Below are 19,935 nucleotides of genomic sequence, written 5' to 3'. Positions count from 1 at the left end.
CCATCGCTGGAACGAACGTTCTATCCAGAACCTGGACCGTAGCACAGCGTTGGAACGAACGCTCTATCCAGTAGGATGCGGTCATGCACGAGATCGGCACCCGGGAGCGGATCGTCCGGACCACCTCGCTCCTGATGCAGCGCCAGGGGTACGAGGCGACGGGCCTCAAGCAGATCTCCCAGGAGGCGCGGGCCACCCTGGGCTCGGTCTACCACTTCTTCCCCGGCGGGAAGAGGGAACTCGCGGTCGAGGCGGTCCGCCACGGCGGCGCGGAGTTCGCCGAGTTCCTCACCGCGGCCTTCGACCGGGAGGACGACCCCGCCACGGCGGTCCTCGCCTGCACCCGCGACCTGGCGCGCGACCTGCGCGCGTCCGGGTGGCTGGACGGCTGCCCCGTCACCACCACGGCGCTGGAGAGCGCGGGCCGGGTGCCGGAGCTCCAGCAGGCCGCCGAGGAGGCCTACGAGCAGTGGCGCTCGCTGGTGCGCGACAAGCTCAGGCGCTCCGGCTTCGCCGAGGACGTGGCGCACGACCTCGCGCACAGCGTGATCAACCTGCTGGAGGGCGCGGAGCTGTCGGCGCAGGTGTCCCGGAGCGAGGCGCCGCTGGAGATCGCCGGCAGGCACCTCGCCCGGCTCATCGACTCCTACCGATGAGCCTGCCGGCCCTGACGCGTACGACCGTCACGCCGGCTTCCTGAGCACCTCGGTGAGGGCCGAGATGCTGTGGTCGCCGTGGCCCGCCTCGGCCGCCCGCCGCAGCAGGTCGTGGAGCGGGGCGAGCCAGGCCGTGTCGACGTTCGTCTCCTCGCCCAGCTCCGCGTCGTGGGCCGCGCCGGCGAGGAAGAGGTTCACGGAGGAGGCGGCGTCGGTGTAGTCGCCGCCGTCGATCTCGCGGGCGTAGACCGGCAGCAGGGATTTGATCATTTCCAGCCACTTGCCGGCGAACCGCACCATCGAGCTCACCTCCAGCCCGCGCGCCTGGACGGCGGCGGCGCCCTGGAAGAAGCCGGCGAGGGCGGGCAGCAGCATGGCGCCCACGGCCATCTCGTACAGGGCGGCGAGGTCGCTCTCCTCGCCGAGGTGCACGGTGTCGCCGCCGAGCACCCTCAGCGTCGCCTCGAACTCCTCGAAGACGGACCTGTCGCCGCTGTAGTAGAGCAGCGTGTCCGGCGCCCCCACGGCCGAGGGCACGTTCTTGACCGCTCCGGCCAGGAACCGGGCGCCGAGGCCGCCGGCCCATGCGGCCGTCTCGCGGGCGCCGGCCGGGGAGCCGCTGTTCAGGGTGACCAGGGCCCGGCCGCGAAGCCGCGCGGCGGCCGGCTCCAGGGCCCGCCGGGTGTCGTCGAACGTGGTCAGGCAGGTGACGATCAGCGGGCTCGCCGCCACCGCGTCCTCGACGGCCCGCGCGTGCCCGGCCCCCATCGCGACGAGGGGCGCGGCCTTGGCGGCGGTCCGGTTCCAGACGGTGGTCGGGTGCCCCGCCTCGACGAAGGCCCCGGCCAGTGCCGTGCCCATCGAGCCCAGGCCGATGACGGTCACAGGTGTCGCGGTCATATGCGTACTCCAGCCACAGAGATCGAAGGAGGAGCCACCGGTCTCAGCGCGGCGGCTGCGTCCATGCTGGCCGGAGCACGCGCATTCGCTCAAGTACCTACTATTTCCCCGGGTACTGACAAAAATGTCAGTATGGGACCGTGAAGGAGACGAGGAAGCGGACGTTCACGTGCGGGCTCGACGCCGCCATCGCCGTCATGGGAGGCAAGTGGAAAGGGCTGATCCTCTTCGCGCTGCAGGACGGCGCCCTGCGTTTCGGTGAGCTGCGGCGCGCGGTCCCCGGCATCAGCGAGCGGGTGCTGATCTCGCAACTGCGCGAGATGGAGACCACCGGGCTGCTGCATCGCGAGGTGTACCACCAGGTCCCGCCGAAGGTGGAGTACTCGCTCACCGACTTCGGCCATTCACTCAACAGGGCGATGGCGCCGCTGGGCGAGTGGGGGGAGGAGCACATCGAGCGCATCGAGGACATGCCCTGGGACGAGGTCAGATGAACGGGCGCGGCTCAGCGCACCTCCTGGATGCGGACCAGGTTGCCCGCGGGATCGCGGAAGGCGCAGTCGCGCACCCCGTACGGCTGGTCCATCGGCTCCTGGACGACCTCCGCGCCGGCGGCCTGGACCTGCTCGAACGTGCTCTTCAGATTGGCGGTGGCCAGCAGGATCCAGCCGAAGGTGCCCTTGGCCATCATCTCCGCGATGGTGCGCCGCTCGTCGTCGGTGATGCCGGGATCGGCGGCCGGCGGCGCCAGGAGGATGGACGTGCCGGGCTGGCCGGCGGGGCCGACCGTGATCCAGCGCATCTTGCCGCGGCCGACGTCGCTGCGGACCTCGAAGCCGAGGGCGTCGCGGTAGAAGGCCAGGGAGGTGTCCGGGTCGTCGTGGGGAAGAGTCGTGGTGTGAATGGTGATGTCCATGACGTCACGTTAGCCGGGGCGCCTGGACCTGCGCCGCCCGCAGCCTGATCGGGCGGGTCACCTGCCTGGAGACGCAGGACGGCATGCCCGCGGTCGCGCGGGCCGCCTCACGCCGGTAGACGGTGGGCGGCACGCCGACCAGCTCGGTGAAGCGCGTGCTGAAGGTGCCCAGCGACGAGCAGCCGACCGCGAAGCAGACCTCGGTGACGGTCAGGTCGGCCCGGCGCAGCAGCGCCATCGCGCGCTCGATGCGGCGCGTCATCAGGTACGCGTACGGCGACTCGCCGTACGCGCGCCGGAACTCGCGGCTGAGATGGCCGGCCGACATGTGCACGCCGCGGGCCAGCGCCTCGACATCCAGCGGCTGCGCGTACTCCCGGTCGATCCGGTCCCGTACGCGCCGCAGCCGCGCGAGGTCGTTCAGGTGGTGCGCCGTGGCCAGGGCGCGGCTCCACGAGGGGTGGCACATGGGACCTTCCTTTCGACCAGGTCCGCACGGGCGCCCGTGCGGTCACGCCGGCAGCCGGCTCACCGCGACGGTACGTCCGGACGCGTGATCTGCGCTTCTCGATTCCTGATCGCTCGCCAGGCACCGCCGGGCAGGAAGAAGGGAAGCCCAGGACATGGACGAGCAGTTGTACTCGCACGAAATGCCCCCTCCCGGGGCGCGCGGCCACCCCGCCGCCGACTGATCCTCCAGCCGTGCCGGCGACCGTGCCGACGGCGAAGGCGCCGGTGAGCGGCTCGCGGCGGGCAGCTCGCGGCCGGCGGCGGGCTACCGGGCCGCCGGAGGCGCTGTGGAGCGGCGGGCCACGAGGGTCGGCGTGACGGAGAAACGCACCGCGGCGGTGCGGCCGGCGATGCGTTCGAGCAGCAGCCGGCCGGCGGTCTTGCCCATGATGGCGCCGTCCTGGTCGATGCTGGTCAGCGCGACGTGCGCGAGGCCGGTGATGCGGGCGTTGTCGTAGCCGGCCACCGAGATGTCGCCGGGCACGGTCAGGCCCGCCTCGTGGATGGCGGCGAGGGCGCCGAAGGCGGCCTGGTCGGCGCCGGCGAAGACGGCGGTGGGGCGGGGGACGCGGGCCAGCAGCTCGCGGGTGCCCTCGTAGCCGCCCTCCTCGGTGTAGGAGGTGGCGGCGATGGCGATGTGCTCGGCCAGGCCGTGCTCGGTCATGACCCGCTCGTAGGTCGTGGCCCTGATCGTGTGCAGCAGGGTGGCGGTGCGGCCGCCGAGGGCGTCCTTCTGGGTGATGTGCGCGATGCGGCGATGGCCGAGCCCGATGAGGTGCTCGACCACCAGCTCGGCGCCGACCTCGTCGTCGTCGAGCACGCAGTCGTACAGGGCGGAGCGGTCATGGCGGCCGAGCACCACGAGGGGGGTGTCCTTGGCCAGCTTCTCCAGCTGCGCCCTGGGGCAGACCGGGGCGACCCAGAGCACGCCGTCCACCTGCCGGTCCACCAGCGCGTCGCTCGCCCGGCGCTCGTCGGCGGGGTCGCGGCCGCCGCTCTGCACCATGATGGCCTGGTAGCCGCTGGCGGAGATCTCCTCGGTCAGGCCGTCGATGATGTCGGCGAAGAACGGGTTGCGGATGTGCGGCAGCAGCACGCCGATGGTGAAGGTGCGCCCGCGCATGGCCCGGGCCGCGTGCTGCGGGCGGTAGCCGAGCTCGTCGATGGCGGCCTGCACCTTGGCCCGCATCGCCTCGCTGACGCCGTAGGCGTTGCGCAGCACCTTCGACACCGCGGTGGTGGACACCTGGGCGTGCCTGGCCACGTCCGTGATCGTCACCCTGCGCTGCCGGTCTCGTGTGACCATGTGCCGCCTCTCCTCGTCCCGACGTCGCCAGATTGTACGGATCCGCCGCTCCGAACGCGATGGGTAACGATACCCACCGCAGCCGGTCGGCACCCGTCCCTGTATCCCTCCCGGCGCGACCGACGATGGAAAACCGTTACCCATCGAACCTCGTGACGCTTGGCAGGTTACGCCACCACCCCCGCCGCGAAGGCCGGGGTTCGACCATCTGGCCGACGTGCACGCCAAGGGCTACACGCAGGAGGGCTTCGGTGCGGCCACCAACGACCAGGGCATCAAGATGCCGGCCGAGGGCAAGGGCGCGCACTACGCGATGCTCGGCTCCGAGCTGCCGCCGGTGATCGCCACGCTGCCGCGTCACCCCGCCGACGACCCGCTTGCGGGCGACACCGCCGTCAGCCCGCCCCTGTCGGCATGCGCCTCTCTCCAGGGTGTGCGTGAGGGCATGCCGGTCGCGGTTCGTGAAGGCCGGTCGCAGACGTCAGGCCGCCGCACGCACCAGCGCCCCGGAGACCTGGGACAGCACGGCCCGCGCCACCGCGTCGGCCCGGCGCGGCAGCGTCGCGGGGCGGTCGCCTCCCGTGCCGGCCGCGGCCAGGGCGCCCACGGCGAAGCGGCGGCCGTGGACGGAGCCGTCCCCGCCGACCAGCCGGCCGTCGGGGAGGCGCACGTCCAGCAGGCCCGCCGCTTCACGGCACTCGCCCCGCGCGTACAGGGCGGCGATCAGCGGGTCGGCGCAGCGGTCCAGGCGGGACCGGGGCCGCCGCGCCTCGATGAGCGTCCGTGCCGTCGTCGTGCCGGGAACGGTGGGGCCGCTCGCCCGCCAGCCGTCCTCGCCCTGCTCGATGCGCGGCTCGGCCCCGATGAAGGTGACGACCCCCGCCCTGGCCAGGGCGTGCAGCTCGGCCTGGCGGGCCAGGGACGGGCCGTCGGCCAGCAGGCCGAACAGCCCTTCGAACCAGGGATCGCCCGCCATGCGGAGGCGCGCGTCCAGCAGCGCGCGGACCAGCGCCAGGTCGGGGCTGAAGTTGGGGTCGGCCCGCCGCTCCAGGTCGGCCGCGAGGTAGCCGTGCATCCACCGTTGCAGCCCGGCCAGGTCGCCGAAGCGCATGCCGTGCAGCGGGCGTTCGAGCCGGTCCAGGTGGAGCCGGTCGGCGAAGCGCGGCACGGACCTGGTCACCAGGGCGCGCATCTCCTTGCCGCCCTGCTCGGCGCGGGCGAAGGCGGGCTCGAACGCCGCCCACGTCGTCCTCGTTCGGGACGGGTGGGCGGTGAACAGTTCCTGGTAGTAGGCGTACGCCAGCTCCTTGGCCGTCGCCTGCCGCGCGTCGCCTTCGTACGGGAACCTCCGTGGCCTGGATTCGCCGGTCAGGCGGTACCCGGGACGGGCGTGGCGGGGCACGCCGCGCCGCGAGCCCACGTACAGGAGGGGTTCGAAGCCGCCGGGCAGGTAGACCGGCTCGCCCCGGCGTCCCCGGGTGAAGCGGCCGCCGCGCCCGACGGTGAGCGGCGCCAGCAGGTCGGCGAACGCCCGTCCCGCACCGCGCACCAGCACCGGCTCGCCCGCGGGCACGTTCTCCAGGTCATGCTCCTGATCGGACCCACCGGGCAGGTGGAGCAGCCCGTGCCGGGCGGCGAAGGCCGCCTCCGGCTGCTGAGCGGGCTCGATCGGGACTCCGGGGCGGCCGTGGGCCAGCACCACGGCATCCGCCTCCAGGGTTCCGCCTCCCATGAGCCGTACGAGCTGCCTGCCGGCCGACTCGGTGAGCTCGATCGCCCGGTCACGGTGCACGCGCACCCGGACGCCGCACGGCGCGTCGCGCACGATCCGCTCCAACGCGTGCTCACCTGCCGGAGCGTCGCTCCCCGGCGGGCGTCCCGTCCCCGGCGGGCCCGGATCCACCACGTGGACCTCCATCGCCCGTCCCCTGCCCGGCGGTGCGGCGTTGGCGCAGATCCTGTCCACCACGCACGTCCCGGCCGGTCCCGCGCCGATCACCACGATCGCGCCCACCGCGCGTCCTCCCTGGATGAGTCCGTGTCGTCACTTCACCGGCGCGCCCCCTGCGGGCGTCCGGCGTCGCGCGCCCGCGGGGCGCCGGGCAGCGGTGACTTCATGATCATGACGCTACACACCGCCCTCCCGATAGTCAACTATCCCTACTGGATATACATGAATTACGGTGCGGGCGCCCCGGCCGTCCCGGCCGCTCACCACCGGCCTCACGGCCGGGGTGCGAACAGGTGGGACAGCCGCTCGCCGAGCTCGTCGTAGCAGCCTTCGGCGGCGACGCGTCCCTCTTCCAGCAGCACGATGTGGTCGGCCTGGCGGATGGTGGACAGGCGGTGGGCGATGACGAGCGTGGCCCGGCCCGCCGCGGCTTGCCGGAGCGCCTCGGTGAGGCGCTTCTCGTTGTCGGTGTCGAGGTTGGCCACCGCCTCGTCCAGCACGAGCACCGGCGCGCCCGTGGCGAGCGCCCGGGCGACGGCCACCCTGGCGCGCTGGCCACCGGACAGGGTGGCGCCTCGCTCGCCGACCGGCAGCTCGGGGTCGATGGCGAGCTGGGCGGTGCGCAGGGCGCCTGCCACCTCGGCGCCGGGGGCGCCGAGCCGGACGTTCTCCTCGATCGTGCCGGCGAACAGGCGCACGTCCTGCGGCACCACCGTGACGTGCCGGTGCGGTGCGGCGATCCGCGGCAGCGGCACGCCACCCACCAGGATGCGCCCGCCGTCCGGGTCCCAGTAGCGCAGCAGGAGCGACACGCAGGTGGACTTGCCCGCCCCCGAGGCCCCGACAAGGGCGACCGTCTTGCCGTACGGGATGCGGAAGGACACCCCGCGCAGCACTTCGGGCCCATCGGGGGTGTACCGGAAGCGCACGTCCTCGAAGACCACGTCCGGCCGGTCGGCCACCTGGAGCGGCTCGCGTGGCGGGGACACGTTGGCGGGCGCGGTGACCAGCGTGTGCACGCGGTCGGCCGCCGCGCGCAGCGTGCCGTACTCCTTGAGCAGCAGCGCCACCCGCGCCGCGGGGCCCAGCGCGCCGGCGGCCAGCACCATGGCCACCGGGGCGTCGGCCGGGGTGCGGATCACCGTGGCGACCAGGAGCAGCGTCCCGGCCGCCGCGACGGCGAGGAGCAGGTCGGTGAGGGCCGCCTCCACGCCGCCGCGGGCCGCGTTGGCCGCCTGGGCGCGGGCCAGCCGGCGGGTCTTGCGCGCCAGCAGGTCCCTTCGGCGTTCCAGCGCGCGGAAGGCGGTGAGCTCGGGCATGCCCTGGACGGTGTCGATGACGTCGGAGGTCAGCTCGGCGGTGGCGGCGCGCAGCTCGTCGCCCTGCCGGCGCGAGGCCTTGCGGAACCACAGCGGCACGGCCACCACGCACGCGGCCAGCGGCAGCGACACCGTCAGCAGCAGCGGATCGATCGTCGCCGCGGCCACACCGCCGGCGATCAGCACCGTGCCTGCCGTGATGAGCTGCGCCAGGGTGTGCGCGAACAGCCATTCCAGGGTCTCGATGTCCGACAGCACGGCCGCCGACAGGTCGCCGCTGCGGCGGCCGAGCAGGCGGGCCGGGGCGATCCTGGCGATCGCGTCGTACACCTGGCCTCTGAGCCTGGCCAGCACCAGGTACGCCAGGTCGTGCGCGACGTAGGTCTCCCACCAGGCGGCCAGCGTGGCTACGGCGACCAGCCCGCCGAGCACGGCCCCGGCCAGGTCGAGCGGCGCGCTCTGCCCGCTGATCGCCCGGCCGGCGAGCCAGGCGCCGGTGACGGCCGCGCCGAGCGCCGCGAGTTGCCCGAGCAGGTTCGAGACGAGGGTGGAGACGAAGGCGCGGCGGTGCGCGCCGACGGCGCCCGCGAGCCAGCGGATGGACGGGTTCATGCCACGGTCTCCAGAAGGGTGCCGTTCTCCAGGGTCACCACGTGGTCGGCCTGGCGGATGGTGTCGGGCCGGTGGGCGATCATCAGGCAGGTACGGCCGCGCCGCACCTCGGACAGGGCCTGCTCGGTGCGCGCGTCCACGTGCGAGGTGGCCTCGTCGAGCACCAGGACGGGGGCGCCGGCCAGCAGCGCCCGCGCGATGGCCAGGCGCTGCCGCTGCCCGCCCGACAGTGTCGCCCCGCGCTCCCCCAGCGGCGTGTCGTAGCCGTCGGGCAGCGCGGCGATGAAGTCGTGGGCGGCGGCCAGCCGGGCGGCGGCGACCAGGTCCTCGTCCGCGGCGTCCGGCCTGGCCAGGCGCAGGTTCTCGGCGACGGTGCCGTGGAAGAGGTAGGTGTCCTGCGCCACCACCGCGACCCCGCCGCGCAGGGTGTCGAGCGTGAGGTCGCGCACGTCGATCCCGCCGATCGTGATCCGCCCCTGGTCGGGGTCGTGGTGGCGGTGCAGGAGGGCGGCGAGCGTGCTCTTGCCCGCGCCGGACGGGCCGACCAGGGCGACGGTGCGGCCCGGCTCGACGGTGAAGGAGACGTCGCGGACGGCGGGCTGCCGGGAGCCCGGGTAGGTGAAGGTGACGTGCTCGAACGTGATGGCGGGCGCCGCGGGGAGGTCGCGCCGCGTGCCCCGGTCCTCGACAGCCGGAGACGCCGACAGCAGGGCCTCGATGCCGTCGACCGCCGTGATCCCGAGATATCCGGCGTGCCAGGCGTCGGAGAGCCCCTTCACCGGGCGGAAGCACTCCACGGCGATCACCAGGACCGCGAACACCTGCCACGCGCTGCCCGCGGTCGTGGCGGCGAGGATGGCCGCGGCCGTGCCCGCCTGGACGAAGAACGTGCTGATCCCGGTCTCCACCAGCGAGATCCTGAGCTGGCGCATGGTGGTCAGGTAGAGGTCGTGAGCCCGCCCGGCCAGCCGCGCGCCGAGCGTGCCGACGGCGCCGAACGCCCGCAGCGTCGCCATGCCCTGCATGGCCTCCAGGTAGTCGGAGGCGAGCGCGGCGAACGCGGCCCACCGGCCGCGCCCCCGCCGCAGCAGCGTCGCGTCCCAGAACCGCGGAACGATCAGGACCCCCGCCACCGCCACGGCCAGGACCGCCGCCGCCGGCACGTTGACCGTGAACAGCCAGCCGACCAGCGCCACCGGCACGCAGAAGGTGATGACGACCTGCGGCAGGTAGCGGCTGAAGTACGGGTCGAGCCCCTCCACGCCCTCGACCAGCGTGGTCTGCACGTTCCCGGTGCGGGCGCCGGCCAGGTGAGCGGGCCCCAGCCGGCCGAGGTGGACGATCAGCCGGTCGCGCAGCCTGGCCTTGATCAGCCCGCCGGCCCACATGGTCACGGCCTCCCTGGCCCACAGCAGCGCCGCCCGTGCCGCGATGACCGCCAGGGCCCAGGCCAGCAGGCGCACCGCGGCCATGGCGTCACCGCGCACCAGAGCCGCCAGGGCCGCGGTGAGCAGGAGGGCCTGGGCGACGTACGCGGCGCTGACGGCCAGGCCCAGCCCCACGCAGGCCGCGATGGGCCCGCTGACGCTGCCGGCCAGGTGCAGCAGCCGGCGATGAACGATCACGCGCTGTCCTTTCCGATCCGGCGGGAGGCACGAGCCGCCCTTGATGCGAAGGATCGTAAATGATAACTATTTTCACCGTCTAGGGTTGATAATGGTTTTCACAACTGGAGGTCCCATGCGCCGCGGCGCTCTCTCCCCCGGCGGGCAGCGATTCCGGCCGGCGATGAGGCGGTCCCTCATCGCCGTCGCCCTGCTCGCTCCGGTGGCGTCCTGTGGTCAGAGCGACCCCCCGACCGGCACCGCCGCCCCGGCGAGCCCGCGAGCCGCCGCGGTGACGGCCGCCCCGGTCAGCGCGGCTCTGACCGTCACCGATCCGCACGGCCGGGCGTTCACGCTGAAGAAGAAGCCCGAGCGCGTGGTGTGCCTGACCGGCCTGTGTGACGACGCCCTGGTCGAGCTGGGGCTGACCCCGGTGGCCACGACGACGCCCGAGCTGCTGGCGCGCCCCGACTACCTGGGCGCGAAGGGCGCCGAGGTCCCGGTCATCCCGGGCAGCTTCGGCGGCGAGGACGTCGCGAGGATCGCCGAGGCGGAGCCGGATCTGGTGATCGGCCTGGCCGGGGTGCACGACCAGCTCAGGACCGCCGTGGAGAAGTTCGCGCCGCTGTGGGTGGTCCAGGTGAAGTCGTACGACGACTCGATCGGCTACCTGCGCGCGCTCGCCCAGCTCACCGACCGGGGGCAGCAGCAGGCGGCGGCCGAGACGCGCTTCCGCGCCAAGCTCGCCGACGGGCTCACCCGGGCCAGGGCCGCGGGGCTGGACAAGAAGCCGGTCCTGGCGATGTACGGCGGGACCTCGGTCGGCGTGAACACCACCGAGGACGTGCTGGGCCACTTCATGTCGCAGTTCTTCGCCTACCCCTGGCCCAGCAAGGGCGGCGGCTTCGAGACCGCGCAGGCCTACAGCATCGAGGAGATCCTGGCCAAGGCCCCCCAGGTCATCTTCATCCAGTCCTTCGGCACCTCCGTCAGCGAGCACTACAAGGACAACCCGGTGTGGAAGCGCGTGCCCGCCGTGGCGGCGGGCAAGGTGCACGAGGTGCCGACCGAGCTGTGGGCGTCGGGCCGCGGCACCAGGGCGTTCGGCATCATCCTGGACCAGGCGCTGGCCAAGGCCGCGGCGTGAGCACGGTGCTCGACGGCCGCCCGGCGAGCACCGCCGGGCGGCCCTTCACGGTCGCGCCGTGGGCGGCCGGGCTCGGCCTCGCCGCGGTGGTGCTGGCCGGATTGTGCCTGGGCACGCCCTTCGTGTCCCCTCAGGGCCTCCTGTCGATCGCGCCGGACTCGATCGCGCACGTCGTGGTCTGGGAGCTGCGCGTGCCGCGCGTGCTGATCGGCCTGCTCGGTGGCGCGGCCATCGGCACGGCCGGGCTTCTCCTGCAGGAGTCGCTCAGGAACGCGCTCGCCGTCCCGGAGATGCTCGGCGTCTCGACGGGAGCCGCGCTGGCCGTGAGCGTGTGCGTGGTGTGGGCGCTGCCCGTGCCGCCCTCGCTGTACCCGCTGGCCGGCCTGCTCGGCGCCACGCTCGGCGGGCTGGCCACGCTGGCCGCCGCCCGGTCCGGGCGCAGCGCCGGCGGCGTCCTGCTGATCGGCGCCGCGGTCTCGACCGGCATCCAGGCGCTGCTGCTGGCCGTGATGGCCACCGCCGACCGGCTCCAGTACGACATGCTCTTCCGCTATCTCGTCGGCAGCCTGTCCGGCCTGATGTGGGAGCAGACCGCCAGGACGCTGCCGTGGTTCGCCGTCGCGATCCCGCTCGTCGTGCTCTGCGTCCCCGCGCTCGGCCTGCTGCGGCTCGGCGACGACGCGGCGGCCTCCCTCGGCAGCCGGGTGAACCGGGCCCGGCTGGGGGTGCTGGCGGTGGCGACCTTGCTGATCGGCGCCGTGACGGGTCCCTGCGGGCCGATCGCGTGGGTGGGGTTCCTGGCCCCGGTGGTGGCCAGGCGGCTGCGCCCGCACGCGGGCGTCCGGAGCTGGCTGCCGTGGTCGGCCGCGCTGGGCGCGCTGGTCACCCTGACCGCCGACGTCGCGGCACGGCTGGCGTTCTCCCCGGTGGAGACCCCTCTCGGCGCCTGGACGGCGCTGGCCGGCGTCCTGACGGGGTCCGTCCTGCTGCGAAGGCGGGCCTCCACATGACGCGCACGCCGCGCACGACGGGGCCGGCGCCCGGCGCACGCACGGCCCGGCTCGGCGCGGACACGGCCCGGCTCGGCGCACGCACGGCCGGGCTGGGCGGACGCGCGGCCGGGCTCGGCATGCCCACGGCCGGGATCGGCCGGGTGGCCACGGCGGCGGCGCTGCTCGTGGTGATCGCGGCCGTGCACCTGCTCGTCTCCGGGCAGCCGATCGGCGCCGTCGCGGGCCTGCTCGACGGCGCCGCCGACGGCCAGGCCGAGAAGATCGTGTGGGAGCTCGGCGTGCCCCGCCTGCTCACCGCGCTGCTCACCGGCGCGGCCCTGGGCGTCTCCGGCTACGTGCTCCAGGCGACGCTGCGCAACTCGCTGGCCGCGCCGGAGTTCTCCGGCGTGAACCCCGGCGCGGTGCTCGGCATCCTCGGCGGGCTCACCCTCGGCCTGTTCCCCGCCGACTCCGCGGCCGGGGCGCTGCTGGCCGCGCTCGCCGGAGGCGCGCTGGGCGGCGGGGTCACCTGGCTGCTCTCGGCGGGCCGTGACCCGGCGAACCTCGTGGTCCACGGCCTGCTCGGCAGCGCGCTGCTGGCCGGGCTGACCACGATGCTGCTGGCCTACCAGCCCAGCAGGTTCGGCAACGCGCTGCGCTGGCTGATCGGCTCGGTGGAGGGGCGGGTGTGGGAACACCTGGCCTTCGCCTCCTGGTGGATCGCCGGCGGCATCGCCCTGGCGTGGGCGTGCTCGGGCCTGCTGGCCGTGCTGACGCCCGGCGACGACCACGCCGCCTCGCTCGGCCTGCACCCCGGCCTCGGCCGGGCCATCGCGCTCGCCGTGGCGATCGCCCTGACCGCCGGCGCGGCCGCTCTGGCCGGGGCGATCGCCTTCGTCGGCCTGGTCGCCCCGCACGTCGCCCGCAGGCTGGGGGGCCGCGTCCTGACCGCCGCCGTCGTCGGGGCCGTCGCGCTCGCCGGCGCGGACAGCCTCGCCCAGCTCGCCGGGCACCTCCTCAACGGCACGCACCGGCTCGGCGTCCCGACCGGCGTGATCACCGCGCTGGCCGGCTCCGCCGTCCTGATCAGACTGGGAAGATCTCAATGAGCGTCGTGGTCCAGGACCTGCACTTCTCGTACGCCGCCCGCCCCGTCCTGGCCGGGATCGACCTCACCGTCGAGCCCGGCGAGTTCGTCGCCCTGGTGGGCGTGAACGGGTGCGGCAAGAGCACGCTGCTGCGCCTCATCGCGGGCCTGCTCAAACCGTCGGCCGGCCGGATCCTGCTCGGCGGGACGGAGCTGGCCTCCCTGTCGCGCCGGCAGGTGGCCCAGCGGCTGGCGGTCCTGCACCAGACGTTGCCGCCCGTCCCCGCGCTGACCGTCCGCGAGCTCGTGCGGCAGGGCCGTTATCCGCACCGGGGAGCGCTGGGGCTGCTGTGGGAGTCGGACTCCATGGACGAGGCGCTGGAGCTGGCCGGGGTCGCCCACCTCGCCGACCGCGTCCTCGACACGCTGTCCGGCGGCGAGCGCCAGCGCGTACGGCTCGCGCTCGCCGTGGCCCAGAACACCGGCATCCTGCTCCTGGACGAGCCGACCGCCCACCTGGACATCCGCCACCAGCTCGAGGTCCTCGAACTCGTGAGCGCCCTGCGCGAGGCCCGCGACCTCACCGTCGTGACCGTCCTGCACGAGCTGGACCACGCCGCCCGCTTCGCCGAGCGCATCGTCGCCCTCCATGAGGGACGCGTCCGGGCCGACGGCAAGCCGAAGGACGTGATCACACCGGCCTTGCTGGCCGACGTGTTCGGCGTGGCCGGGCGGGTGGTCATGGACGAACTGCACGGGACCCCTCGCTGCCTGCCGGACGCGGCGCTCTGACCCCTGCCGCACGCTCGCGGGCCTCCCGCACGGGTAGGCCGCGCAGGCGCCGCACGCGCCAGCCGCGCGGCTCCCCGCACACGCGGCCGCGGGGTTCCCGCACGCGCCGGCCGCAGGGCTTGGCGGGCTCACGTGCCCGCCGGTCGCCCTGCGGCCGGGTCACCTCATCCGGCCGTGATCAGCCCGCGCCGGTAGGCTCGGACGAGCCGGCGCGGGACGAGCAGCTCCCGCCCGCCGATCGTGATCGGCACCAGCTCCGGGACGGCGGCCTTCCACCGGCTGCGACGGTGCCTGGTGTTGCTGCGGGAGGTCCTGCGCTTGGGGACGGCCATGGCTACCAGCTCGCCTTCGTGATCCCGGGCAGCTCGCCGCGGTGCGCCATCTCGCGGAAGCGCACGCGGGAGAGCCCGAACTTGGTCAGATGCCCGCGGGGGCGGCCGTCGACGGAGTCGCGGTTGCGCACGCGGGTGGCGCTGGCGTCGCGCGGCTGGCGGGACAGCTCCCGCGCGGCGTCCGCGCGGTCCTGGGGCGTGCCGGTGCGGATGATCTCCTTCAGCTCGGCGCGCCGTTCGGCGTAGCGGGCCACGACGGCCTTGCGGCGCTCGTTGGCGGCGATCTTGCTCTTCTTCGCCATCAGATCCTCTCCCCCCGTGCCCGGATGCGCGCCACGGCCTGCTCGATGCCGATCTTGTCGACCGTCTTGATCGCGCGGGCGCTGAGCGTGAGCTTGACGAAGCGGCCCTCGCTGGGCAGCCAGAAACGGCGCTGCTGGACGTTGGGGTTCCAGCGGCGCCGGGTGCGCCGGTGGGAGTGGGAGACGTTGTTGCCGAAGACCGGCTTGAGGCCGGTGAGCTGGCAGTGCGCGGACATCAGGATCCTTTCGAGTTGCGGAGCGCTGCCATGATAATGACAATGGTTATCAATTCAAACACCGGCTGCCGAGGAGGGTCATGGGGATCAGCGATGCGGTCGTGCTCACGGTCGTCGGCCCGAACGGCTCGGGCAAGTCCACGCTGCTCGGCGTCCTGGCCGGAACCATCCGGCCGGTACGCGGCACGGTCGAGCTCGGCGGCGCCGGCCGGCCCGGGTACGTGGTACAGCGCGACGCCGTCTCCGACGCGCTGCCGATCACGGTGCGCGACACGGTGGCGATGGGCCGCTGGGCCTCAGATCGATCGATGTTGTGACACGGCTGACCTGCCGGCAGCCGTGTCACCTGGTGCGCTTCACCCCCGGCACGAGGCCGGGGCCGGCACCGTTACGGCCGCGTGGTGCGGTGCGGCATGTGCTCTGAGGTGCCGACGTGGTTGCGCTGCTTGCGCATGCCGGCGAAGCCCAGCAGGCCGAGCAGGCCCAGCAGGCCCCACAGACCGGCGTTGCCGCCGCCTTCGTCCCGGTTGTTGTCCTGCGGTGCCGGCGTCACCTGGCTCTGGGCGACCGGCTCGACGGGTGTGTCGGCCGTCGCCGCAGCGGCCGGGGCTAGCGTCAAGAAGAACGCCAGGCCCAGCCCGGTCAGGGTCTTGCGCATTGGGTTCCCCCGATCCGGCGGTCTCTGCAACCGCGGAGACCGCCTATCACGCCTTCTCCGACGAAGGCTTCCGATAGCGGGGCGATCTCCAGATCCCCTGCTAACAGCCCCCTACCATCGTCCAGGGCGCATCAAACGCCTTCTCCCGGCAGGTGGCGGCCGGACACGCCGGCACGTACGCGGGCCTCGGCGATCCCGGCCAGCTCCGCTCTCGCCCGCGGGCCGGCGGTGCCGGGCGCGGGCCGTACGGGAGCCAGCAGCCTCACCTCCACGACCAGGTCACGCGTGGCGGCCACCCGCAGCAGGGAGGCCAGCAGCGAGTCGTCGCCCACGAAGCAGGCACGGGTGGAGGGCGCCGGCCCCTCGCGGTAGCGCAGCGTGGCCGGCCGGACGGCGGCTCCCGCGTCGATCGCCGCCTGGAAGACCGCGGGCCGGAACCCGCCCATCCCCCGCCCGCACCAGGTGGTCCCCTCGGGGAAGGCGACGACCGTGTCGCCCGCCCTGAGCGCGCCGGCCACGGCGGCCACCGCCGACGGCAGCGCCATGAGCCGCTCCCTGTCGATGAACAGCGCCCCGGCCCCCGCCACCAGGGTGCCGATGAGCGGCCAGCCGGCGACCTCCCGCTTGGCCAGTGGCCTGGACGGCACCGTGGCGGCGATGACCAGCGGGTCGAGCCAGGAGATGTGGTTGGCCACCACCAGCGTGCCCGTCCCCGCGGCGATGCCGGCCCCGTGCGCCTCCAGGCGGATGCCGAGCGCGCGCAGCATCAGCCGCGCCCACAGCCGCGTGAGCCGCGCCTGCGTGAACGCGCGGGCGACCAGGGCCACGGGCACGCCGCCCAGCACCACGACGACGGCGGCCAGCAGGCGCGCGGCACGCCGGACGCCGCCCACCGCGGAGGCCGGGTCCCCGATGCAGGCGGCGGGCGTGCACGGCCCCAGGGGCCGCCAGGGGTTGAGCTGCGCCGCGGGTGGCGGCAGGACGGTGCTCACAGGGGCTCGCCGAGGAAGTGGCGCAGGTAGCGGGTGTTGACGTTGGCCATGGACAGCAGCATGAAGAAGTCGGCGGTGCCGAAGTCCCGGTCGTGCGCGGGCTCCCCGCACACCCACGAGCCCAGCCGCAGGTAGCCCCGCAGCAGCGGCGGCGGCACGAACCGGTCGGGCAGCGCCACCCGGCCGGGCCGCCACGGCGTGCGCGGGCGCACCCGGTGCTCCTCGGGGCCGAGCGGCACCCGCTCCATCACGGCGGCGGCCAGCGCGCCCCCGTCGCCGAGCGGCACCGAGCAGCAGCCCGCCAGCCACCGGTACCCGCCGGAGACCATGTAGCGGGCGATGCCCGCCCACATCAGGCCGACCACCGTGCCGTCCCGGTGGTCGGGGTGCACGCAGGTGCGGCCCGCCTCCACCAGCCCCTTCCTGAGGGGGGCGAGGCCGGTGAGGTCGAACTCGGCGTCCGAGTAGAGCCGCTCGGTGCGCCCGGGAGGCAGCAGCCGGTACGTCCCGACGACCTGGTCGCCGTCGCGGACGAGGAGGTGGTCGCAGTAGGCGTCGAACCGGTCGGCGTCGAGGCCGGAGACCGGGCTGTCGAGCCGCGCCCCCATCTCCCCGGCGAAGACCGCGTATCGCAGCCGCTGGGCCGCCTGCAGGTCGGCGGCGCTGGTGGCCATGCCGACCGTGTACCTGCCGGTGCCGAGAGAGATCGTCATGGGCGCGCGTCCTTCCCTGAAGGGTCCTCGCGCCTATGTCGACATGCCGAAATGACGTGCACGTCTCGCGCTGGGGGCAGCCAGGCGACCGAGAGAAAAAATCGTTTCCCCGCGCGTCGACCGGCTCACTACACTCACCACCTGACGCCGATGACGTGATCAAGGAAGGGAGCCGGCCGTGCGTGACCACAGCACCGCTGCCGCCGTCTCCCTGTCGCGTTACGAGGTGATCCTGGTGTCTTCGCGCGCCCGGTGCCGGCTGCGCGGCCGCCACTGGTTGCTGCCCTGACGAGACCTTCCCAAGGATCCTCCGCAGGCCATCGAATCGCGCCGTCCTGTCCGAAATGAGCCCCGAAAGGGTCATGGGCCGTGCGTGCTCACGTTTTCAACTCCCTGCAGACCGTCCGTAATCTCGGCATCCTCGCCCACGTCGACGCCGGCAAGACCACCGTCACCGAGCGGATGCTCTACCTGACCGGCGCCACCTACAAGCGCGGCGAGGTGCACGACGGCACCACCGTCACCGACTTCGACCCCCAGGAGCGCGACCGCGGCATCACGATCTTCGCCGCCGCGGTGAGCTGCGAGTGGGACGGGCACCGGATCAACCTGATCGACACCCCGGGTCACGTCGACTTCACCGACGAGGTGGAGCGTTCCCTGCGGGTGCTCGACGGCGCGATCGCGGTGTTCGACGGCGTGGCCGGGGTGGAGCCGCAGAGCGAGTCGGTGTGGCGGCGGGCCGACCGGCACGGGGTCCCGCGCATCGCGTTCGTGAACAAGCTGGACCGGGCGGGCGCCGACCTCGACGCGGCGGTGGAGTCGATCCGCCGCAGGCTGCATCCGGCGCCGCTGGTCGTGCAGCTCCCGATCGGACGCGAGGACGGCTTCGCCGGCGTGGTGGACCTGCTCGCCATGCGGGCCCTGATCTGGGACGGCGGCGTGCTGGAGACCGTGCCCGTGCCGGAGCACCTGCTGGCGGAGGCGCGGCGGCGGCGCCGGCTGCTGGAGGAGGCGGTCGCCGAGCTGCATCCGGGCGCGCTGGAGGAGTTCTGCGCCGAGCCGTCGGTCTCGGAGGCGACGCTGGTGGCCGCGCTGCGCGAGCTGACCGGCAGCGGTGCCGGCGTGGTGGTGCTGTGCGGCTCGGCGTACCGGGACCGCGGGATCGAGCCGCTGCTGGACGCCGCCGTCCGGTACCTGCCCTCGCCGCTGGACGTGCCCGCCGTGCGCGGGCAGGACGGGCAGTCCCGCCCGGCCGATCCGGCGGCGCCGCTGGCCGCGCTGGCGTTCAAGGTGAGCGCGACGGCGACCGGCCGGCTGACGTACCTGCGGATCTACTCGGGCACGATGCGGAAGGGGGACACCGTGCTGGACGCGGGCACGGGCCGGACCGAGCGGATCGGCCGGATCCTGCGGGTGCAGGCCGACCGGCACGCCGAGGCGGACCGGGCGGTGGCCGGCGACATCGTGGCCGTGGTCGGGCCGAAGGCGGCCCGCACGGGCACGACGCTGTGCGCGCCCGGCGCTCCGCTGCTGCTGGAGCCGCCGGGCGCGACCGAGCCGGTGGTGTCCGTGGCCGTCGAGGCGCGCGGGAGCGGCGACGCCGACCGGCTGGCGGCGGCGCTGGCCAGGCTGGCCGAGGAGGATCCCTCGCTGGCCGTGCGCGCCGACGCCGAGACCGGGCAGACCGTGCTGTCCGGGATGGGCGAGCTGCACCTGGAAGTGGCGGCGGAGAAGCTGCGGCGCGACCACCGGCTGGAGGTGAGCGTCGGGCGGCCGCAGGTCGCGTTCAGGGAGACGGTCGTGCGTGGCGTGTCCGGGCTGCTGTACCGGCACGTCAAGCAGGACGGCGGCGCCGGGCAGTTCGCCCACGTGGTGATCGACGTCGAGCCGCTGGAGGAGGGCTTCGCGTTCGCCTCGGCGGTGACCGGCGGCCGGGTGCCGCGCGAGTACGTGCGCGCGGTCGAGGCCGGCTGCCGGGACGCCTTGTCCGACGGCCCGCTCGCCGGTCACCCGGTGACCGGGCTGCGGGTCACGCTGACCGACGGGGCCACGCACGTCAAGGACTCCTCGGAGATGGCGTTCCGCACGGCCGGGCGGCTGGCGCTGCGCGAGGCGCTGCGCCGGTGCGCGATGGTGCTCCTGGAACCGGTGGTGGAGGTGACGGTGACGGTGCCCGACGAGATGGCCGGCGGGGTGCTGGGCGACCTGGCCGCGCGGCGGGGCCGCATCTCGGGCTCCGAGGCGCGGGCCGGCGCGGTGATGATCACCGCGGTGGTGCCGCTGGCCGAGGTGTTCGGGTACGCGACCCGGTTGCGCAGCCGTACGCAGGGGCGGGGCACGTTCACCACGCGCCCCGCCGGGTACGCCCCCGCCTAACCGGCGGTGAAGGAGATCCAGACGTCAGGGGGGACGTCGGGCCGGTTCGGCACGGCCAGGCGTTCCTCCGTCCACGCGGCGCCGGCGATCTCCGTGGCGACCCGCCGCCAGAACGCGACGGCCGTCGTGTTGGCGTCCTGGAAGGCGACCTTCCAGGGGCCGGGGTGACGCGAGATCACCTCCCGCACGACGGCCATCCCGATGCCGGCCCTGCGCGCGCCGCGGACCACGAAGAAGCTGTTCAGCACGCGCGCCGGGCCGGACAGCGCGCGCACGAACGCGAAGCCGACCGGCGACTCGCCGCTGGTGAACAGGTAGGGCGCCCAGTCGTCGTCCGCCAGCGCCGAGCGCAGCCGGTCGCTGTGGTAGGTGCCGTCGGGGCTGGGCAGGCCGCCCTGGAAGTCGGCCATGTCGTGGCGGAACATCAGCCAGAGCCGCTCGGCCGTGGGACGGTCGGCGGCCGTCATCGGCCGCACGGTCACATGTGGAGAAGTCATACAAAAACCTTCCGGCCGGGAGCAAACCCGACCG

Annotated in this window: 21 protein-coding genes and 1 pseudogene; 8 read left to right on the top strand and 14 right to left on the bottom strand. The window is 74.1% G+C overall.

Features of this window, described 5'->3' with window-relative positions:
* Positions 1–83 precede the first annotated feature (83 nt).
* Positions 84–656, top strand: coding sequence for a TetR/AcrR family transcriptional regulator (locus ACBJ32_RS03795; protein WP_375125426.1), 573 nt, complete (start codon positions 84–86; stop codon positions 654–656).
* 27 nt (positions 657–683) lie between these two features.
* Here ACBJ32_RS03795 and ACBJ32_RS03790 read toward each other — a convergent pair whose 3' ends face one another.
* On the bottom strand, positions 684–1,556 hold the full coding sequence (locus ACBJ32_RS03790) for an NAD(P)-dependent oxidoreductase (protein ID WP_375125425.1): 873 nt from the start codon (positions 1,554–1,556) through the stop codon (positions 684–686).
* Positions 1,557–1,696: 140 nt separating this feature from the next.
* On the opposite strand from ACBJ32_RS03790, the gene ACBJ32_RS03785 reads away from it, so the two are divergent.
* Entirely contained in the window at positions 1,697–2,050 is a 354-nt protein-coding gene (locus ACBJ32_RS03785; protein ID WP_375125424.1) for a winged helix-turn-helix transcriptional regulator, read from the top strand.
* Positions 2,051–2,061: 11 nt separating this feature from the next.
* Here ACBJ32_RS03785 and ACBJ32_RS03780 read toward each other — a convergent pair whose 3' ends face one another.
* The 6 genes from ACBJ32_RS03780 to ACBJ32_RS03755 all read right to left on the bottom strand — a co-directional run bounded on the left by ACBJ32_RS03780 (position 2,062) and on the right by ACBJ32_RS03755 (position 9,795).
* A complete protein-coding gene (locus tag ACBJ32_RS03780) occupies positions 2,062–2,472 on the bottom strand; it encodes a VOC family protein (RefSeq protein WP_375125423.1) in 411 nt (136 codons plus the stop codon).
* Positions 2,473–2,476: 4 nt separating this feature from the next.
* Positions 2,477–2,941: a helix-turn-helix transcriptional regulator gene (locus ACBJ32_RS03775; protein WP_375125422.1), complete on the bottom strand. Its 465-nt coding sequence runs from the start codon at positions 2,939–2,941 to the stop codon at positions 2,477–2,479.
* A 306-nt stretch (positions 2,942–3,247) separates the two neighbouring features.
* Positions 3,248–4,288 carry a LacI family DNA-binding transcriptional regulator gene (locus tag ACBJ32_RS03770; protein WP_375125421.1) on the bottom strand — a complete coding sequence of 347 codons (1,041 nt, stop codon included), beginning with the start codon at positions 4,286–4,288 and terminating at the stop codon, positions 3,248–3,250.
* A gap of 481 nt (positions 4,289–4,769) precedes the next feature.
* Positions 4,770–6,302 carry an FAD/NAD(P)-binding protein gene (locus ACBJ32_RS03765; RefSeq protein ID WP_375125420.1) on the bottom strand — a complete coding sequence of 511 codons (1,533 nt, stop codon included), beginning with the start codon at positions 6,300–6,302 and terminating at the stop codon, positions 4,770–4,772.
* A 209-nt stretch (positions 6,303–6,511) separates the two neighbouring features.
* Positions 6,512–8,170, bottom strand: a complete 1,659-nt coding sequence (locus tag ACBJ32_RS03760; protein ID WP_375125419.1) for an ABC transporter ATP-binding protein — start codon at positions 8,168–8,170, stop codon at positions 6,512–6,514.
* Positions 8,167–9,795, bottom strand: a complete 1,629-nt coding sequence (locus ACBJ32_RS03755) for an ABC transporter ATP-binding protein/permease (RefSeq protein ID WP_375125418.1) — start codon at positions 9,793–9,795, stop codon at positions 8,167–8,169. Before ACBJ32_RS03755 ends, ACBJ32_RS03760 begins: the two co-directional genes overlap by 4 nt.
* A 163-nt stretch (positions 9,796–9,958) precedes the next feature.
* Between ACBJ32_RS03755 and ACBJ32_RS03750 the strand changes: the two genes are divergently transcribed.
* From ACBJ32_RS03750 to ACBJ32_RS03735, 4 genes are read left to right on the top strand one after another with little or no spacing between them, the layout of a single operon-like run.
* Positions 9,959–10,921, top strand: coding sequence for an ABC transporter substrate-binding protein (locus ACBJ32_RS03750; RefSeq protein ID WP_375125417.1), 963 nt, complete (start codon positions 9,959–9,961; stop codon positions 10,919–10,921).
* Entirely contained in the window at positions 10,918–11,931 is a 1,014-nt protein-coding gene (locus ACBJ32_RS03745) for a FecCD family ABC transporter permease (protein ID WP_375125416.1), read from the top strand. Before ACBJ32_RS03750 ends, ACBJ32_RS03745 begins: the two co-directional genes overlap by 4 nt.
* Positions 11,928–13,022, top strand: a complete 1,095-nt coding sequence (locus ACBJ32_RS03740; protein WP_375125415.1) for an iron chelate uptake ABC transporter family permease subunit — start codon at positions 11,928–11,930, stop codon at positions 13,020–13,022. The genes ACBJ32_RS03745 and ACBJ32_RS03740 overlap by 4 nt, the downstream gene beginning before the upstream one ends.
* Complete coding sequence (locus ACBJ32_RS03735; protein ID WP_357878795.1) at positions 13,019–13,792, top strand: ABC transporter ATP-binding protein; 774 nt, start codon at positions 13,019–13,021, stop codon at positions 13,790–13,792. The genes ACBJ32_RS03740 and ACBJ32_RS03735 overlap by 4 nt, the downstream gene beginning before the upstream one ends.
* A gap of 164 nt (positions 13,793–13,956) precedes the next feature.
* Here ACBJ32_RS03735 and rpmF read toward each other — a convergent pair whose 3' ends face one another.
* The 3 genes from rpmF to rpmB are packed head-to-tail and all read right to left on the bottom strand — an operon-like array spanning position 13,957 to position 14,662.
* A complete protein-coding gene (gene rpmF / locus ACBJ32_RS03730; RefSeq protein WP_357878798.1) occupies positions 13,957–14,124 on the bottom strand; it encodes a 50S ribosomal protein L32 in 168 nt (55 codons plus the stop codon).
* 2 nt (positions 14,125–14,126) lie between these two features.
* Positions 14,127–14,426: a 30S ribosomal protein S14 gene (gene rpsN, locus ACBJ32_RS03725; protein ID WP_357878801.1), complete on the bottom strand. Its 300-nt coding sequence runs from the start codon at positions 14,424–14,426 to the stop codon at positions 14,127–14,129.
* A complete protein-coding gene (gene rpmB / locus ACBJ32_RS03720) occupies positions 14,426–14,662 on the bottom strand; it encodes a 50S ribosomal protein L28 (RefSeq protein ID WP_375125414.1) in 237 nt (78 codons plus the stop codon). Before rpmB ends, rpsN begins: the two co-directional genes overlap by 1 nt.
* Positions 14,663–14,742: 80 nt before the next feature.
* Here rpmB and ACBJ32_RS03715 point away from each other — a divergent pair.
* Positions 14,743–14,958 (top strand): annotated as a pseudogene (locus ACBJ32_RS03715) (ATP-binding cassette domain-containing protein); the annotation flags it as partial.
* 92 nt (positions 14,959–15,050) lie between these two features.
* Here the strand turns inward: ACBJ32_RS03715 and ACBJ32_RS03710 are convergent.
* From ACBJ32_RS03710 to ACBJ32_RS03700, 3 genes are all read right to left on the bottom strand, one after another.
* Entirely contained in the window at positions 15,051–15,320 is a 270-nt protein-coding gene (locus tag ACBJ32_RS03710) for a WGxxGxxG family protein (RefSeq protein WP_375125413.1), read from the bottom strand.
* 131 nt (positions 15,321–15,451) lie between these two features.
* On the bottom strand, positions 15,452–16,312 hold the full coding sequence (locus ACBJ32_RS03705) for a lysophospholipid acyltransferase family protein (RefSeq protein WP_375125412.1): 861 nt from the start codon (positions 16,310–16,312) through the stop codon (positions 15,452–15,454).
* Positions 16,309–17,025, bottom strand: coding sequence for a GNAT family N-acetyltransferase (locus ACBJ32_RS03700; RefSeq protein ID WP_375125411.1), 717 nt, complete (start codon positions 17,023–17,025; stop codon positions 16,309–16,311). Before ACBJ32_RS03700 ends, ACBJ32_RS03705 begins: the two co-directional genes overlap by 4 nt.
* Positions 17,026–17,394: 369 nt before the next feature.
* Here ACBJ32_RS03700 and fusA point away from each other — a divergent pair, with 369 nt between their 5' ends.
* Positions 17,395–19,404 (top strand): elongation factor G, encoded by a 2,010-nt coding sequence (gene fusA, locus ACBJ32_RS03695; RefSeq protein WP_375125410.1) that lies wholly within the window; start codon positions 17,395–17,397, stop codon positions 19,402–19,404.
* Here fusA and ACBJ32_RS03690 read toward each other — a convergent pair.
* Entirely contained in the window at positions 19,401–19,901 is a 501-nt protein-coding gene (locus tag ACBJ32_RS03690; protein WP_375125409.1) for a GNAT family N-acetyltransferase, read from the bottom strand. The genes fusA and ACBJ32_RS03690 overlap by 4 nt on opposite strands.
* Between the last annotated feature and the right edge of the window lie 34 nt (positions 19,902–19,935).

This window comes from Nonomuraea sp. GTA35 (genome assembly GCF_041950525.1).
Taxonomy (GTDB): domain Bacteria; phylum Actinomycetota; class Actinomycetes; order Streptosporangiales; family Streptosporangiaceae; genus Nonomuraea.
The sequence above is the reverse complement of the archived record's forward strand: the minus strand, read 5'-3'. Positions and strand labels throughout refer to the sequence as shown.

What these genes read in the sequence shown, in the direction of transcription:
- rpmB (WP_375125414.1), bottom strand. Translation starts at nt 14,662, where the DNA reads ATGTCCGCGCACTGCCAGCTCACCGGCCTCAAGCCGGTCTTCGGCAAC.
- ACBJ32_RS03740 (WP_375125415.1), top strand. Translation starts at nt 11,928, where the DNA reads ATGACGCGCACGCCGCGCACGACGGGGCCGGCGCCCGGCGCACGCACG.
- ACBJ32_RS03710 (WP_375125413.1), bottom strand. Translation starts at nt 15,320, where the DNA reads ATGCGCAAGACCCTGACCGGGCTGGGCCTGGCGTTCTTCTTGACGCTA.
- rpsN (WP_357878801.1), bottom strand. Translation starts at nt 14,426, where the DNA reads ATGGCGAAGAAGAGCAAGATCGCCGCCAACGAGCGCCGCAAGGCCGTC.
- ACBJ32_RS03760 (WP_375125419.1), bottom strand. Translation starts at nt 8,170, where the DNA reads ATGAACCCGTCCATCCGCTGGCTCGCGGGCGCCGTCGGCGCGCACCGC.
- ACBJ32_RS03780 (WP_375125423.1), bottom strand. Translation starts at nt 2,472, where the DNA reads ATGGACATCACCATTCACACCACGACTCTTCCCCACGACGACCCGGAC.
- ACBJ32_RS03735 (WP_357878795.1), top strand. Translation starts at nt 13,019, where the DNA reads ATGAGCGTCGTGGTCCAGGACCTGCACTTCTCGTACGCCGCCCGCCCC.
- ACBJ32_RS03795 (WP_375125426.1), top strand. Translation starts at nt 84, where the DNA reads ATGCACGAGATCGGCACCCGGGAGCGGATCGTCCGGACCACCTCGCTC.
- rpmF (WP_357878798.1), bottom strand. Translation starts at nt 14,124, where the DNA reads ATGGCCGTCCCCAAGCGCAGGACCTCCCGCAGCAACACCAGGCACCGT.
- ACBJ32_RS03775 (WP_375125422.1), bottom strand. Translation starts at nt 2,941, where the DNA reads ATGTGCCACCCCTCGTGGAGCCGCGCCCTGGCCACGGCGCACCACCTG.
- ACBJ32_RS03790 (WP_375125425.1), bottom strand. Translation starts at nt 1,556, where the DNA reads ATGACCGCGACACCTGTGACCGTCATCGGCCTGGGCTCGATGGGCACG.
- ACBJ32_RS03750 (WP_375125417.1), top strand. Translation starts at nt 9,959, where the DNA reads ATGAGGCGGTCCCTCATCGCCGTCGCCCTGCTCGCTCCGGTGGCGTCC.
- ACBJ32_RS03690 (WP_375125409.1), bottom strand. Translation starts at nt 19,901, where the DNA reads ATGACTTCTCCACATGTGACCGTGCGGCCGATGACGGCCGCCGACCGT.
- ACBJ32_RS03700 (WP_375125411.1), bottom strand. Translation starts at nt 17,025, where the DNA reads ATGACGATCTCTCTCGGCACCGGCAGGTACACGGTCGGCATGGCCACC.
- ACBJ32_RS03770 (WP_375125421.1), bottom strand. Translation starts at nt 4,288, where the DNA reads ATGGTCACACGAGACCGGCAGCGCAGGGTGACGATCACGGACGTGGCC.